Raw genomic sequence first — 15,653 nt, 5'->3', positions numbered from 1 at the left:
GGCGTCTCGTGCGCTCGGCTCACCTGTGCGTACGCATCGTGTCGGGGGTGAGTCGGCGTTCGGGACGGGCGGGGGACCGGGTTCGGTGGGCGTTGCGCACGGTTCTCCGAAGGGAGTTGTCCGGTGAAACGCGGCGACGGCGAGCGTACGGACGACGACGACGCGCCGGTGTCCACGGCCGAGCGTGAGCTGTTCGGCTGGGCGCTCGTCCACGACACCTCCTGGGCGCGGCACGAGGAGGCCAGGTACGGGCTGCGGCCGCGCGGCGCCAGGCGAACGCGTTCACCCCCGCTGTGCTCATCCACCGCTGTGCTCATTCACCGAGGTGGGTGATCAGGCACCGCAGGACGTCGAAGGCGGGCTTCGGCTCGTAGGTGTCCGTGGTGAGGCCGAAGTGGTGGAAGAGGGTGGGGCCCGAGCTGTCGGCGTCGCGCAGGGCGAAGTGCGTGTAGCCGCTGAGCAGCAGCTCGTCCGCGTGCGCGGCGAGGGTTTTCACCACCGTGGCCACCACCTCCGCCTGCCGTTCGGGGGAGCGGTCGGGGCCGGTGGGCCAGCCGTGCTCGGTGATGTGCAGCGGCAGGTGTCCGAGGCCCGCCGAGGTGAGGACCGTCTCGCGGTGGTGGCGCAGCAGCCCTTCGACAGTTGCGGCGAGTTCCGCCTCCGCTATCGGGCGGAACACGTCGGGGAAGAAGTCGAGGCCGACGTAGTCCAGGTCCGCGATGAAGTCCTTGCCGCCGAGCGCGGTCAGTTCGTCCATGAAGGACGCGGCGGGGCCGAAGAGCGGGGTGGTGTTGAACCCGACGCGCAGGTGGGTGTGCCCGAGTTCGCGGGCACGTTCCTTCGCGGCGGCCACGCCCCGGACGATCGCCTCGCGCACGCGGGGCCAGTACCCGTCGAGGGTGGGGTTGCCGGTGGCGTCGGGCTCCTCGGCGACCTGGAGGGTGGTCGTCACCGCCCCGTACTGCTCGACCAGTTCGCGCAGCCAGGCGCAGTAGCCGTCGATGTCGCCGGACGCGGACCGGTACTGCGCCACCAGGTCCAGCGTCCGGGCGCCGACCGCGTAGCGCGCGGCGTCGGCGGGGGTGGCCGTGGCGTGGGGTGAGCCGAGGACGGTGCTGTCGTCGAAGCCCGTGTAGGCCCGCACGAGGAACGGGCGGTCGGGGTGGCCCTGGAGGGCGTCGAGCGCCTCCTCGACGCGGGCCGGGTCGTCGGGCGCGCCGCCTGCCAGGCCGCCGGTGTCGTCGCCGGTGACGCCGCCCGGGTAGACGCCGAACAGCAGGGGAGTGGGGGGTTTGCAGGTGGGGGCGGTCATGTGTCGTGGTCCTCTCGGGTGGTGACGGCGGTCGGCCAGGTGAGCGAGCCGGAACGGATCTCGTCCGCCGTCCGCTCGACCCAGGCGGTCTCGGCCCGCGCGAGCGCGAGGGCGTACTCGGCCTCGATCACGTGCAGCCGGGGCACGCCGGCAGCCAGGGCGTCGGCGAGCCGCGCCTCGTCGGCCGCCGTGCGCTCCCGCAGGCGCCTGGCGCGCTCGGCGAGTGCGTCGGCCGCGCCGTCGGGGCCGAGGGCGCCGAGGTGGCTGACGGCGGCGACGAAGCGCGTGAACTCGCGCTCCGGGTCGCGGATCTCGGCGTCGAGGCGCCGCACCAGCTCGGCGTGGCCGTCCGGGGTGATCGTGTAGACGGTCCGCTCGGGGCGGTTGCCCGCGCGTTCCTGGCCCTGCGCGGCCACCCATCCGGCGCCGGCGAGAGCGGTGACGGTGTTGTAGAGCGTGCCGCGCGTGGCCGCTGCGGCGTGGGCGTCGCCGCGCTCCCGCAGGGCGGACAGCAACTGGTAGGGGTGCGCGGGCCGTTCGAGCAGCAGACCGAGCACCACCGGGACGAGCGGGTTGTCGAGGGCGCGCCGTGGCATAGTCGAACTCTAACAGTTCAAATAGACTATGAGGTGCCGGGAGGCGCACCGCGGCCGTTCCCTCAGCTGGCCGCGCGGCCACCGCCGACCGTCGTGAGGGAATCAGCGTGGGAACGTCCGGGACAGCAGGCACGGCCACGAACACGGGGCCGTCGCGGACCCGGACCCGGCCCCCACGGGACCTCGCGCGCTGAACTCGCTGCTGTGGGCGGGCGCGATCCCGCTGGCGGCCGTGGTGGGCGCGGTCCTCGCCCAGCTCGCCTGGCCGTGGGCGGGGGTCGCCGTCGTGGTCGCCGCGGGGTTCACCGCGCCCGTCGTGGCCGGGATGGCCTGGAACCGCGCCGGGGCCGCCACTCTCGCGGCCGTCACCACGTTCGCGCTCGGCCTCTTCGCGGGGCCCGGCCTGTACGAGGCCTACGCCAAGGGGTTCGGCGAACGGGCGGACGCCCTGGTCGCGGACACCACCGGCGGGGACGGCGAGCGCCACGTCTGCCGCGTGGTGGACGCCTCCGGAGCGGTCCACGACCTGTCGGAGAAACAGAACTGCGGCGGGCAGTTCGCGCCGGGACAGCGGATCGTCCTGTATACGGAACCGCTCGGCGTCCTCCGGCCGTGGGCCGAGGCCACGGCCGGCCGCGGTCCCGACGCCGGCGGCCTGTTCACCCTCACAGCCGCGACCCTGCTCTACGCGGGGACGCGGCGGCGCACGGACCAGGAGGCGCGGGCGGGGAAGCGCCGCGCCCAGGGCGCACCGAGGCGCTCGGAGTCCTGAGCCCCGTCCCCGGTCCGCGCCGTACGCGCGGCGGAGCTGGTACGGGCAGTACCACCGTCCGCACTCGACCCGGGGGCCGCGCCGCTGCCAGACTCGGCGTCATGGCAGACCAGCGAGGGGGATTCGCCGATTTCCTCCGCTCGCGGCGGGACAGGACCCGCCCCGAGGACGTGGGCCTCGCCGGGGGCGGCCGCCGCCGTTCACCGGGCCTGCGCAGGGCCGAGGTCGCGCAGCTCGCGGGGATCAGCGTCGAGTACTACGTGCGCCTCGAACAGGGCCGGGGCGCCGCTCCCTCCGCTGCCGTGCTCGACGCCATCGCCCGGGTGTTCGCGCTCGATCCCGGCGAACGGGAGCACCTGCGCGCCCTCGCCGGCCGCCACGGCGGGGCGCCCGCCACGGCCCCGGCGGAACGGGTCAGGAGCAGCACGCTGCGGCTGCTCGACCGGCTCGACCCGACACCGGCGTACGTCCTCGGGCGCCGCCTCGACGTCCTGGCGTGGAACGGCATGGCCCCCGTCCTCTTCCCGCACCTGGCCGAACTCCCGGCGCAGCGCCGCAACCTGGTGCGGTACGCGTTCACGCACCCCGGCGCGCGGACGTTCTACGTGGACTGGCCGACCATCGCGCGGCGCGGCATCGCGCAGCTGCGGAGGTCGGCGGGGCGTCATCCCGACGATCCGGCGATCGCCGCGCTGGTGGGCGAACTGTCGGTGAAGAGCGAGGACTTCCGCGTCTGGTGGGCGCGGCACGACGTGCGCGGCCAGGAGCACGGGCGCCAGGTCTTCCACCACCCGGTCGTCGGGCGGATCAGCCTCCACTACGAGGCGATGCGGCTGCCGGGAGCCGCCGAACTGACGCTGGTCGCGTATACGGCGCCCGCCCGGAGCCCGGACCAGGACGCGCTCGACCTGCTCGACGTCCTGCGTCGCGCCGCGCCCACCGGGCTGCCGCGTGGCAGCGGGTTCGGGGCGGGCGAGCCGGAGCCGGGCGGTCCCGCCGGCTGAACCGGCGCCCGGCGGCGGGCGGTCGGGTGAGGCGCGATCCGGACACAAGGGACGCGCCAGGGGTGGATCACGTAACGGTCCTGACACGGAAAGCGGTCACCGGATGCCCCCTGTGCCCGGTCCGTGCCTGTGTGTGGGAGACGTGGGGCGCCTGGGACGCGCGCGCCGATCATACATACCAGACGGTTTCTTTTCCGGAACCTACCGACCGGTTCCCGCCGTACCCATCGGCCCAATCGTGTCGATCGCGGAGCAGGGTGACGTACCGTCGCGTTATCCGCGTGCCGGATGGGCCGGCGCCGCCGACCGCACGTGCATTCGTGTGCCGGTGCGCCCGGATGCACGTGCTAACGCGCAGGTGACAGGGCGTCAGGCGCCCTTCCCGGCGCATGGGGAAGCAGTTCGCCGGACGGCACGCCAGGGGGGCATCCAGCCATTCTCGTCCCGGCCCGCGCCGCCGCCGGAGGACCGGTAAAGGCGTCGGTAAAGGCATACAAAATTTTTGGACCGGCGTGCGGTTTTCATTCACCGGCCCCTCGGGGCGGAACTCATTCCTCCGCACAAGGCCGCTTTGATTGCGTCTTGAAGCAGTCTCTCTCATTATCTGTGGTCGTTATGCAACTACGTCATGTCGAACTTGGCGCCACAGTAGCCGCAAGGAAGCATGAGGGTTGACGCCAAAACGAGACGTGCTGGCCGGGAGGTTTGGAGTCCATGTATGCGAGCACCATCGTCCCGAGAATTGTCCCTGACGCGGTCGCGTCATTCGCGGACGGGGTCTTCAGCCCCATGCCGCGGGTGGACCAGCGCAGGTGGGCGGAGGTTTATCTCCGTGGCTTGCTGCTTGTAGAAGGTAAGAAAACCGTTCGCAAGATAGCTGAGAGCATACTTTCCATTCCGGCGCACCAGTCATTGCAGCAGTTCATCAACCAGAGCCCGTGGGAGTGGGAACCCGTCCGGGCCCTCTTGGCGCGCCACGTGCAGGCCGCGGAGCGGCCGAGGGCGTGGGTGCTCGCCAGGACCGCCATCCCGAAGCGCGGCGACCGTTCCGTCGGGGTGGAGCGCCAATTCCTGCCGGAAGCCGGCCGGACCGTCAATTGCCAGATAGGAGTGGGGGCCTTTCTGGCGAACAGCACGGGCAGCGTTCCCGTCAATTGGCGGATTCTGTTGCCGCGGCGCTGGGGGGAGAACCCGAAACTGCGCAGTTCCGCCTACATACCGGAAGGGGTCGAAGCGAAACCGGAATGGCGCGAACTCCTCGACATGGTCGATGAGATGGACGGCGAGTGGGGACTCGCGAAGGCGCCCGTGATCGCCGACATCCGGCATCTGCGGCAGGCCGACAGTTTCATCAAGTCCCTGGTCGACCAGAACCACACTTTCGCCCTGGAGGTGGACGGTTCGCTGAAGGTGCTCGGGGGCGCGCACCTGAATGCCGTACCGGACGGGCGCAGCGACGGGCCGCGGGTCACCGGGAAAGTCGTCGCGGTGCGGGACTACCTCCAGTACCCGGGGGTGCGGCGCAGCAGCTCCCTCACCCCGCTCCAGGCTCAAAACCGCCGTAGCCAGGTGGTGTCCTCGCTCGTACGGGTACCGGCCACCGGACGGCACGCGCCGCCCCGGGTGGTCAGGCTGCTCAGCGAGACCTTCCCGCTGGGGCGTCCGCCGCGCTACTGGATCACCAATCTGGCCGACCACCGCGTCGACTCGGTGATGTCCCTGGCCAGGCTGTCGCTGCGCACGAAGCTCGACACGCAGAGCCTGGAGGACCGCTTCGGGCTGCGCGACTTCGAGGGCCGGTCGTTCCGCGGCTGGCACCACCACATGACGATGGTTTCGGCCGCCTACACCTTCGACAAAATCGGCTGGTGCCATGAATCGGCGCTGTGTTCGTGTAATTGAGACCACACGAATCTGTCACCCTGGCCGGAAACACCCCTCTCCCGCCGGTCCGTGTCACCGCCCCGATCAGGGAGCGGCACGCTGCCGGCGCGCAACACCCGCCCGTGGAGTACGCGGTTGTCCGTCCCGGGGAAGCGGACGATGACCGTGGCCAATGAATGCGATGGGTCCCGCATAAAGTGACGCCGCCCGCCGCGTACCGCAGTATCTCCTCGGCATCATCACTTTTCGAATCCGGCCGCTTCTCGCGGCCAGGCTGTGACGGCGGCACCCGTGATCCGGGTGCCGCCGCTGTGCGGCGCATGCCGGGCAGCCAATTCGGCACGGGCACCGATTGCCGTTCGTGCCGCGTGATATCACAACTACCGATGAGTACTGATGGTTTTTTCGAGGGAGGGCGGGTTGCAGCAGACAAGGGCTCGCAGGACGCGTCGGGCGATTCTGGACGCGGCCGCGGAGGTGTTCGGCAGACAGGGATACGACGGGACGGCGCTTTCGGACATCCTCGACGCGGCCGGGGTCACCAAGGGCGCCCTCTACTTCCACTTCACGTCGAAGCGCCAGGTGGCGGAGGTGGTGCTGGAGGAGGAGGCGGCGCAGTGGGCCGGGCTCGCCTCCCGCGCGGAGCGGGGGGCGCCCGGCCTCCAGGGGCTGATCGACTTCTCGTTCGCCGTGGCACGCCACATCCAGGGCAGTCCGGTGGCCCACGCCGGGGTGCGGCTGCGCCGCGACGGCAGCGGCTTCAGCGGCCCGTGGGGCGCGCCGGAGGAGTCGTGCGCCGCGCTGGGCCGCTGCTTCCTGCGGCGTGCCCGCACCGACCGTGAGCTGCGCGGCGGCATCGACTGCGACGCGGCGGCCGACACCGTCGTGGCCGCCGTCATCGGCGCGCAGCTGCTCGACGAACGGGTCCCCGGCGGCCCGGCACTGGAGGAGCGGATCTCCGCGATCTGGCGTCTCCTGCTGCCGGGCATCGTCCCGGAGAGCAGGTCGGCGGACTACCGTGTCACGGCGCCGGAGCCGCCCGCCGCCGCCGACGGCGGTGACGGCGGTAATGGCGGTGACGCCGCCGGGCGGGAGGCGCCCACGGGACCGGCCGCCTACGGGCCGGTGTCCTGACCGGCGCCCCCACGGCGTTCACGGCGGTCACGGGATTCCCGGCGCTTCCGGCGGAACGCGCGGCCGCGATGCCGCGTCTTTCCCGCGTGCGGACGACCTCCCCCGGGGGAGGGGGGAGGGCGGCGCCGGCCCTTTGCGGAATGGCAACCACCACTTATGGCGGGGGAATGCCGGAGGAATGCGGACATGCCACTCATCCGGCCGCGGGGCGTCCCGGTAATGCCCCCGGTCACGGGCGCGGCGGCGCCGAATGGCCCCGGTTAAAGTACGCACCAGACGGTTTGTTTCGGACGTGACCAAACCGCTCACGGCAACAACCGGTCCCCCGCGGGAAATCCGGGGTCTGGCAGTGCGGCGGCTCACCACCAGGAGGTTCGTTTGGCCACCCAGCAGCGTGCGTTGCGTACCCGGCGGCGCGTCATCGAAGCCGCTGCCGCCATCTTCGACGAGCAGGGGTACGCGTCCGCCAGCATCACCGACATCCTCCGGGCCGCCGGCGTCACCAAGGGTGCCCTCTACTTCCACTTCGACTCCAAGGAGGCGCTGGCGCGCAGCGTCATGGCCGAGCAGCGCCGGTCCGTGATCCTCACCGACACCGGCCTGCACACGCAGACGGTCATCGACCTCACCCACGGGGTGGCGCGGTCGTTCGCCCAGGACACCCTGCTCCGGGCCAGCTTCCGGCTGACGGTCGAGCAGGGCGTCCTGGGCGACTCCGACCCGGGGCTCTACCAGTGGTGGACCGACCTGTGCCGCGGCCAGCTCGCGCTGGCCCGCGACCACGGCGAACTGCGGTCCGGCGCCGCCCCCGAGGCGCTCGCCAACATGATCGTCGGCTCCTTCACCGGCGTGCAATTACTGTCGGCGGTGTCCAGCGGGCGAGCCGACGTGGTCGACCGGCTCACGGCCTGGTGGAAGATCGCCCTTCCCGGCATGGTGCGGGAGACCGTCCTGCCCCGGCTGCGCCCCCACGGCAGCGCGGACGTGATCGCGATGGTCACCCGGAACTCCCGGGGCCCGCGGTCGGCCGGCGCGTCGGGATGACGTCCCGCGGGAGCGCCCGCCCCAGGAAACCCAGGGGAATCCAGGCCCAGCCGGGCCGGTACGTCGTCTCGTACAGCACCTCGTACACCGCCTTGTCGAGGACGTAGGCCCGCAGCAGGCCGAGGTCCCCCGCCCGGTCGCGGCCCGCCGCACGGGCGTAGCCGCGCCAGAAGGCGTCCACGCTGCGCCCCGCCCAGCGCCTGGCCGCGGCCCGGCGCCGCATCAGCTCGGGGAAGCCGGTCTCGGCGCCGTTCAGCCCCTGGTGCGCGGCGTAGTCGAACGAGCGCAGCATGCCCGCCACGTCGCGCAGCGGCGAGTGCACGGCGGCGCTCTCCTGCCCCGCGGCCAGCGGCTCGCCCTCGAAGTCGAGCAGCAGCCAGCCGTCCGACGTCCGCAGGGTCTGCCCGAGGTGCAGGTCCCCGTGGACGAGCTGGGCGAGCCGCCCCGCGCCCGGGTCGAGCCCGGCGACGCGGCCGAACAGCGTGCGCAGCCGCGCCGCGTGCGTCCGCAGCCGGGGCACGACGGTCAGCGCCTGGTCGAGCCTGCTGAGGAACGACTCCGCCAGGGCCTCGTAGTCGCGCGCGCCCAGCGGGACGCTGCCCCCGGCCGCCGCGAGGTCCCGGTGGACCGCCGCGACCGCCTCGCCGAGCCGCGTGGCCTCGCCCGTGAAGTCGCCGCTCACCGCGTTCTCCAGCGCCAGGTCCCAGCCGCTGGCCGCCTCGGGCAGGTACGACTGGAGCGTCGCGAGGGTGTACGCGGGCCCGTCCTGCGCCGTGGACTCCAGCGAGCCGAGCAGCGGCGGGACGTGCCCCGACCCGGCGTCCCGCAGCATGCGGTGCAGCACCAGGTCCGGGTTCGCGCCGGGCAGCGGGCGGCGGTAGACCTTGAGGATGTACCGCTCGCCGACCACCACCGACGTGTTGGTCTGCTCGCCGCCCGGCGGCCTGACGCGGACCGGCCCGCGCGGCGGCGCGAAGCCGGGCGGCTCGGCGCGGAACGCGAGGCTGCCGAGCGTGCGCCCGCCCGCCATGTGCCGTATCAGCGTGCTGACCGGCCCCGGGTCGGACAGGGCGTCCCACACGAACACGTCGCCGATCCGCGCGATCGGCGCGACGCCCGGCGGCTGGTGCACGGCGGCGCCGACGGCCAGCGGGATCTGGTACGGCCCGGTGTCGCCGCCGGCCGCCGCGCCGTCGCGGACCAGGGCGATCAGCCCGGTGCTCCCGGCGCGGTGGAACACGTACGTCCGCAGGATCTCGGGGTGCGGCAGCCGCCCGTTCGTCGCGGCGAACCAGCGCTGACCGGTCAGCCAGTCGGCGAGCGCCGCGCGGAACGCGGCGCTGCCCAGCACGTCGTCCACGCGGCGCGGGTCGTACGCGCCGAACGGCGTGCCCGGTGTGTGGATGTCGGTCACGGCTGCTCCGGTCCCTCGACGCCGAACCAGTAGAAGCCGTACGCGTCCAGCGTCAGCCGGTACGGCTCGGGGCCGACCGGCGGGAACGCGACGGCGCCGGTCAGTTCGACGAGCCCCGCCCCCGCGAGGCCGGGCAGCGCGATCTCCACGGGCTGCGGCACACGCGACAGGTTGGTCACGCACAGGACGCGGTCGTTCGTCCCGTCGGGCCCGGTGTGATGCCGCAGGAAGGCGAGGACCGCCGGGTTGGACGTCGGCACCTCCTCGAAGGTGCCGAGGCCGAACGCGGGGTGCCGCTTGCGGATCGTCAGCATCCGCCGGTTCCAGTGCAGCAGCGACGACGGGTTGCGCAGCTGCGCCTCGACGTTGACCGCCGCGTGGCCGAACACCGGGTCCATGATCACGGGCAGGTCGAGCCGCCCCGGGTCGGCCGTGGAGAAGCCGGCGTTGCGGTCGGGGGTCCACTGCATGGGGGTGCGGACGGCGTCGCGGTCGGCGAGCCAGATGTTGTCGCCCATGCCGATCTCGTCGCCGTAGTACAGGATCGGCGAGCCCGGCAGGGACAGCAGGAGGGCGGTGACGAGCTGGAGTTGGTCGCGGTCGTTGTCGAGCAGCGTCGCGAGGCGCCTGCGGATGCCGATGTTGGCCCGCATGCGCGGCTCCGGCGCGTACTTCTCGTACATGAACGCGCGTTCCTCCTCCGTGACCATTTCGAGCGTCAGCTCGTCGTGGTTGCGCAGGAAGATGCCCCACTGGCAGTGCTCGGGGATGCTGGGGGTGGTGGCCGTGATCTCGGAGATCGGGTCGCGGTTCTCGTGCCGCAGCGCCATGAAGATGCGCGGCATCAGCGGGAAGTGGAACGCCATGTGGCACTCGTCGCCGCCCTGTCCGGCGTCGCCGAAGTACTGCACGGCGTCCACGGGCCACTGGTTCGCCTCGGCGAGGAGGATGCGCCCCGGGTACTCGGCGTCCACGATCGTCCGGACGTTCTTCAGGAAGTCGTGGGTCCTGGGCAGGTTCTCGCAGTTGGTGCCCTCCTCGGCGAAGAGGTAGGGCACGGCGTCGAGGCGGAAGCCGTCGATGCCGAGGTCGAGCCAGAAGCGCAGCGCGTCCAGCATCGCGTCCTGCACGCGCGGGTTCTCGTAGTTGAGGTCCGGCTGGTGCGAGAAGAAGCGGTGGAAGAAGTACTGCTTGCGGACCGGGTCGAACGTCCAGTTGGACGACTCGGTGTCCACGAAGATGATCCGCGCGTCCGGATAGCCCTCGTCGTCGTCCGCCCACACGTAGAAGTCGCCGTACGGGCCCTGCGGGTCCTTGCGCGACTCCTGGAACCACGGGTGCTGGTCGCTGGTGTGGTTCATCACCAGGTCGATGATCACGCGGATGCCGCGCGCGTGCGCCGCGTCGAGCAGGCCGGTGAAGTCCTCGATCGTGCCGAACTCCGGCAGCACCGACCGGTAGTCGCTGATGTCGTAGCCGCCGTCGCGCAGCGGGGACGCGTAGAAGGGCGGCAGCCACAGGCAGTCCACGCCCAGCCAGCGCAGGTAGTCGAGCTTCTCGGTGAGGCCCTTCATGTCGCCCGTGCCGTCCGCGTCGCTGTCGAAGAACGAGCGGACCAGCACCTCGTAGAAGACGGCGCGCTTGAACCAGTCGGGCTCCACCGGCATGGACCGCGCGGTCTCGTAGGACTCGGACTCCGGCTCGACGATCACACCGGGGGCTATGCGCCTGCTCATCGGGGAAGCTCCTTCGTCAGCAGCCGGGCGACGGCCCGCGCCGGATCGATCGTCACGGGGGTGTCCGTGTCCCACAGGCCCGTCGTGCCCGTCACCCGGTCGTGCAGCAGCAGCGGCCTGTCGGCGCCGAACGCCTCCGGCACGCCCCGCACCACACCGCTCTGGGGGGTGTGCGGGTCGAGGGTGACGACGCACAGCACGCGGTCGCCGGTGGCCGGGTCGGTCTTCACGTACGCGAGCAGCGCGTCGTTGTCCACGTCGAGGAAGTCGACGCGGCGCAGCTGCCGCAGCGCGGGGTGCTCGGCCCGTACGCGGTTCAGCAGCGTGAGCCACGGCGCGAGGCTGCGGCCCTGCGCCTCGGCCGCCGCGTGGTCGCGGGGGCGCAGCTCGTACTTCTCGGACCGCGCGTACTCCTCGCTGCCCTGCCGCAGCGGCAGGTGCTCGTACAGCTCGTAGCCGGAGTAGACGCCCCAGGTGGGCGACAGCGTCGCGGCGAGGGCCGCGCGCAGCGCGAACATGGCGGGGCCGCCGTGCTGGAGCGTGGCGTGCAGGATGTCCGGCGTGTTCACGAAGAAGTTGGGCCGGAGGAAATCGGCCTCGGACGCCAGCTCCCGCGCGTAGTCCGCCAGTTCCTGTTTACGGGTGCGCCAGGTGAAGTACGTGTAGGACTGCGTGAATCCGGCGCGCGCCAGGTCTTTCAGGACGGCCGGCCTGGTGAATGCCTCGGCGAGGAACAGCACGTCGGGATGTGTTTCCTTGACGCGCCGGATGAGGTCTTCCCAGAAGTTCAGCGGTTTCGTGTGCGGATTGTCGACGCGGAAGATCCGCACGCCCTGTTCGACCCAGTGGAGGACGACGCGGAGCACTTCCGCGCGCAAACCCTCGGGATCGTTGTCGAAATTCAGCGGATAGATGTCCTCGTACCGCTTCGGCGGATTCTCGGCGTAGCGGATCGTGCCGTCCGGGAGGGTCGTGAACCATTCCGGGTGCTCGCGCACCCAGGGGTGGTCGGGGGAGCACTGGAGCGCCAGGTCGAGGGCGACCTCCATGCCCAGGCCGCGCGCGACGGTGACGAAGTCGCGGAAGTCCGCGAGGGTGCCGAGCAGCGGGTGCACGGCGTCGTGCCCGCCCTCGTACGAGCCGACGGCCCACGGCGAGCCGACGTCGCCGGGGCCCGCGACCAGCGCGTTGTCCGGGCCCTTGCGGTGCGTCGTGCCGATGGGGTGGACGGGCGGCAGGTACACGACGTCGAAGCCCATGGCGGCGATGCGCGGCAGGTCGGCGGCGGCTGTGGCGAACGTGCCGTGCACCGGCCGTCCCCCGGCGTCGCGCCCGCCCGTGGAGCGGGGGAACATCTCGTACCAGGCGCCGGCCAGCGCACGCTGCCTGTCGGTCTCGATGTGGCGCACCGGGCCGCGCGTCACCAGGTCGCGCAGCGGGTGGCGTGCGACGAGCGCGGCCACCGCGCCGCCGAGCGCCGGGGCCAGGCGGCGCTCCAGCGGCAGGCCGGCGCGGCGCAGGGCCGCCGCCGCCTCGCGGGCGGGCGCCGGGTCGGCCCCCTGGCCGCCCGCCTCGGCGGCCAGCCGGTCGAGCAGGCGCGCGCCGGTCTCCAGCTCGTTGGCCAGCGCCTCGGCGCGCCTGCCGGCCGAGGTCAGCGCGCGGATGTCGCTCAGCCAGGTCGCCCAGGGGTCGCCCCAGGCGTCCACGCGGAAGGACCACATGCCCTCCCGGTCGGGGACGACGGTGGCCTCCCACCGGTCGAGCCCCTCGTCGACCAGCGTCATGGGGAGTGTCACCGGTCGCGCGTCCCGGCCGGGACCCGACCACACGACGGAGGCCGCGACCCGCTCGTGGCCCTCGCGCCATACGGTCGCCGTCACCGGCACGTGCTCCCCGACGACCGCTTTCGACGGACGGGTGCCACCGCTGACGACAGGTGTGATATCTGATACGGCTAGTCGGCCGCTCATGTCGGAACCCCTTCTTGACGGGTTGTCGGGTCCCAGAGTGCGTAATTCCCTACCACTTTCCGCCGTCATCGGGCCGATTCGGCGGCCACTGCGTCAACTTGCGCGGGTGGGTGTGCGGGGCCGGTATTCCGGGCCGCGGGAAAAGGGCGGACGCATCGGCAAGTTGAACAAGTGGTCGCGCGCGGCACGGCCTTTCTTGCCCGACCGGGGCCCGCCTGACTGTACTGGGGAGCGGCCCGGAAAACGGGGCCGATACCCATCGACCATGGAGGGCTCGTGCCCAAGCAAATACTCGTGGTGCTTTCCGAGTACGGTTACTGGGGTGAGGAACTCGTCGGGCCGGTCGAGGCCCTCGACGCCGCCGGTTACGGCATCACCTTCGCCACCCCGACCGGCCGCCGCGCCCAGGCGCTGCCGCCGAGCCTCGACGCCGAGTACATCGACCCGCCGCTCGGCCGTTCCGTCACCACGCGCGACATGGCGCGCCGCGCCCGCGAGCTGGACGAGTCGAGCCGCCTGGACAACCCGCTGAGCCTCCAGGACCTCGTCCCCGAGCGCCCCTACTACAGCTCGCTCAACCACCTGCGCGAGCTGGAGGAGTACAACCGCCGGCTGGACGCGGCCACCGAGGACCTCGTGTCCGGCTTCGACGGCCTCGTCATCGTCGGCGGCAGCGGCCCCATCGTGGACCTGGCGAACAACGAGCGGCTGCACGAGCTGGTCCTCGCCTTCACCGCCGCCGAGAAGCCGATCCTCGCCGAGTGCTACGGCGTCGCCGTCCTCGCGTTCGCCCGCGACCTGGAGTCGCGCGCCAGCCTCCTGTGGGGCAAGCACGTCACCGGCCACCCCAAGGAGTACGACTACAAGGACGGCACCGGCTTCATCGGCGTGGACTTCAACATGGGCCCGCCGCCGTACCCGCTGGAGTACATCCTGCGCGACGCGACCGGCCCCGAGGGCGCCTTCCACGGCAACGTCGGCAAGGAGGTCTCCGTCATCGTGGACTTCCCCTTCATCACGGCAAGGTCCACGCCCGACTCCCTGCCCGCCGGGCAGCTGATGGTCGACGTGCTGGAGAACGGCCTGCGCCGCCACGGCTGGTGACCCGCGTTCCCCCCGTCCTCCCCTCCGTCCTCCTTGGAAAGGACTGACCCGGCATGCCTGCCAGGCCCGGAAAGACCGCCATCTTCGAGCAGTTCGCGGCGGATGGCATCACGTACATGTTCGGTAATCCAGGGACCGTCGAACAGGGCTTCCTGGACGAAGGACGCCGCTTCGATCTCTCCTACGTGCTCGCCCTCCACGAGGGGGCGGCCGTGGGCATGGCCGATGGGTACGCGCGAGCCACCCAGCGTCCGGGCCTGGTCCAGCTGCACAGCGGAGTGGGCCTCGGCAACGGCATCGGCATGCTGTACCAGGCCAAGCGCGGCGGGTCGCCTCTCGTCGTGGTCGTCGGCGAGGCCGGCGTCAGGTACGACGCGATGGACGGCCAGATGGCCGCCGACCTGGTCGCCATGGCCGAGCCGGTGACCAAGTGGGCCACCCGGGTCGTCGATCCGGGCTCGACGCTGCGCGTCCTGCGCCGCGCGGTCAAGATCGCGATGACGCCGCCGCGCGGCCCGGTCGTCGTGGTCCTGCCCGCCGACGTGATGGACGAGCTGACGTCGGAGCCCGCGGTGCCGACCAGCATCCCCGACACCCGCTCCGTCCCGGCGCCGGACGCCCTGGCCCGCGCCGCCGGCCTGCTGCGCGACGCGGAACGCCCGCTGATCGTGATGGGCGACGGCGTGGCCGTGTCCGGCGCCCAGGCCGAACTGACCAGGGTGGCCGAACGGCTCGGCGCCCGCGTGTGGGGCGCGAACTCCTCGGAGGTCAACTTCGACGCCACGCACCCGCTGTACGGCGGCGAGCTCGGCCACATGTTCGGCGCGAGCAGCGCCCGTGTCGTGGGTGACGCGGACGCGGTGCTGATCGTGGGGACGTACGTCTTCCCCGAGGTCTTCCCGCTGCTGGACAGCCCGTTCAGGCCGGACGCCAGGATCGTGCACATCGACCTGGACGCCTACGAGATCGCGAAGAACTTCCCCGTGGACGTGGGCCTGGTCGCCGACCCGCGCGCCACCCTGGCCGCGCTGGCCGACGCGCTCGGCCCGGACACCTCCGGCCGTCCGGTCGCCGCCGCCCCCGCGCCCGCGCCGGCGCCGGGGGAGGACGCGACCGTGGCCGAGGCGTTCGTCGCCGCGCTCGCCGAGACGGCCCCGCCAGGACTCGCCCTCTTCGACGAGGCCCTCACGGCGGGCGGCCCCCTCGCGCGGCACCTGCCGCCGCGGGTGCCGGGCTCGTATCTCCAGACGCGGGGCGGCTCCCTCGGCGTCGGCATCCCCGGCGCCGTCGGCATGAAGCTGGCGCGGCCCGACGTGCCCGTCGTCGGCTTCACCGGTGACGGCGGCAGCATGTACACGTTCCAGGCCCTGTGGACCGCGGCGCGCGAGCAGATCGGCGCCAAGTTCGTGATCTGCAACAACGGCCGCTACCGGCTGCTGGACCTCAACCTCGCCCAGTACTGGACCGACCTCGGCGTCGAGGCGCACGACGTGCCCGACGCCTTCGACCTGACCAGGCCGGCCATCGCGTTCAGCGAGCTGGCCGCCGCCCTCGGCGTGCCGGGACAGCGCGTGGAGACCCACGACCAGATCCGGCCCGCCCTGGACGCCATGTGGTCGCACGACGGCCCGTACCTGATCGACCTGGCCGTCGACTGACACACGGGGGTGCTCCCGGCCAGGC

Annotated in this window: 13 protein-coding genes; 8 read left to right on the top strand and 5 right to left on the bottom strand. The window is 72.2% G+C overall.

From position 1 onward, the window contains the following. Positions 1–123: 123 nt before the first annotated feature. Complete coding sequence (locus ACL02R_RS25285; RefSeq protein WP_412799270.1) at positions 124–333, top strand: hypothetical protein; 210 nt, start codon at positions 124–126, stop codon at positions 331–333. Here the strand turns inward: ACL02R_RS25285 and ACL02R_RS25280 are convergent. After that, positions 314–1,312, bottom strand: a complete 999-nt coding sequence (locus tag ACL02R_RS25280; protein WP_412799269.1) for a hypothetical protein — start codon at positions 1,310–1,312, stop codon at positions 314–316. The two genes, ACL02R_RS25285 and ACL02R_RS25280, sit on opposite strands and share 20 nt — an antisense overlap. Next, positions 1,309–1,908 carry a PadR family transcriptional regulator gene (locus ACL02R_RS25275; RefSeq protein WP_412799268.1) on the bottom strand — a complete coding sequence of 200 codons (600 nt, stop codon included), beginning with the start codon at positions 1,906–1,908 and terminating at the stop codon, positions 1,309–1,311. Before ACL02R_RS25275 ends, ACL02R_RS25280 begins: the two co-directional genes overlap by 4 nt. 232 nt (positions 1,909–2,140) lie before the next feature. Between ACL02R_RS25275 and ACL02R_RS25270 the strand changes: the two genes are divergently transcribed. The 5 genes from ACL02R_RS25270 to ACL02R_RS25250 all read left to right on the top strand — a co-directional run bounded on the left by ACL02R_RS25270 (position 2,141) and on the right by ACL02R_RS25250 (position 7,746). Then, positions 2,141–2,680 (top strand): hypothetical protein, encoded by a 540-nt coding sequence (locus ACL02R_RS25270; RefSeq protein ID WP_412799267.1) that lies wholly within the window; start codon positions 2,141–2,143, stop codon positions 2,678–2,680. 101 nt (positions 2,681–2,781) lie between these two features. After that, positions 2,782–3,684, top strand: a complete 903-nt coding sequence (locus tag ACL02R_RS25265) for a helix-turn-helix domain-containing protein (protein WP_412799266.1) — start codon at positions 2,782–2,784, stop codon at positions 3,682–3,684. Positions 3,685–4,398: 714 nt separating this feature from the next. Next, a complete protein-coding gene (locus ACL02R_RS25260) occupies positions 4,399–5,586 on the top strand; it encodes an IS701 family transposase (RefSeq protein ID WP_412799265.1) in 1,188 nt (395 codons plus the stop codon). A 378-nt stretch (positions 5,587–5,964) separates the two neighbouring features. Then, a complete protein-coding gene (locus ACL02R_RS25255) occupies positions 5,965–6,702 on the top strand; it encodes a ScbR family autoregulator-binding transcription factor (protein WP_412799264.1) in 738 nt (245 codons plus the stop codon). Between the two features lie 378 nt (positions 6,703–7,080). Further along, complete coding sequence (locus tag ACL02R_RS25250) at positions 7,081–7,746, top strand: ScbR family autoregulator-binding transcription factor (RefSeq protein ID WP_362967279.1); 666 nt, start codon at positions 7,081–7,083, stop codon at positions 7,744–7,746. Here the strand turns inward: ACL02R_RS25250 and ACL02R_RS25245 are convergent. The 3 genes from ACL02R_RS25245 to ACL02R_RS25235 form a co-directional block, all read right to left on the bottom strand. After that, complete coding sequence (locus tag ACL02R_RS25245) at positions 7,700–9,160, bottom strand: maltokinase N-terminal cap-like domain-containing protein (RefSeq protein WP_412799263.1); 1,461 nt, start codon at positions 9,158–9,160, stop codon at positions 7,700–7,702. The two genes, ACL02R_RS25250 and ACL02R_RS25245, sit on opposite strands and share 47 nt — an antisense overlap. Beyond that, the gene (gene treS, locus ACL02R_RS25240) at positions 9,157–10,827 is read right to left on the bottom strand and encodes a maltose alpha-D-glucosyltransferase (protein ID WP_412799293.1); all 1,671 of its coding nucleotides are present in this window, start codon (positions 10,825–10,827) and stop codon (positions 9,157–9,159) included. The genes ACL02R_RS25245 and treS overlap by 4 nt, the downstream gene beginning before the upstream one ends. A gap of 65 nt (positions 10,828–10,892) precedes the next feature. Beyond that, complete coding sequence (locus tag ACL02R_RS25235; protein ID WP_412799262.1) at positions 10,893–12,866, bottom strand: maltotransferase domain-containing protein; 1,974 nt, start codon at positions 12,864–12,866, stop codon at positions 10,893–10,895. Positions 12,867–13,142: 276 nt separating this feature from the next. Between ACL02R_RS25235 and ACL02R_RS25230 the strand changes: the two genes are divergently transcribed. Both ACL02R_RS25230 and ACL02R_RS25225 read left to right on the top strand, forming a co-directional pair. Further along, positions 13,143–13,970 carry a type 1 glutamine amidotransferase domain-containing protein gene (locus tag ACL02R_RS25230; RefSeq protein WP_412799261.1) on the top strand — a complete coding sequence of 276 codons (828 nt, stop codon included), beginning with the start codon at positions 13,143–13,145 and terminating at the stop codon, positions 13,968–13,970. 53 nt (positions 13,971–14,023) lie between these two features. Then, positions 14,024–15,628 (top strand): thiamine pyrophosphate-binding protein, encoded by a 1,605-nt coding sequence (locus ACL02R_RS25225; protein WP_412799260.1) that lies wholly within the window; start codon positions 14,024–14,026, stop codon positions 15,626–15,628. Positions 15,629–15,653 lie beyond the last annotated feature (25 nt).

Source organism: Streptomyces sp. MS19 (genome assembly GCF_047200595.1).
In the GTDB taxonomy this organism is placed as follows: Bacteria; Actinomycetota; Actinomycetes; order Streptomycetales; family Streptomycetaceae; genus Streptomyces.
The sequence above is the reverse complement of the archived record's forward strand: the minus strand, read 5'-3'. Positions and strand labels throughout refer to the sequence as shown.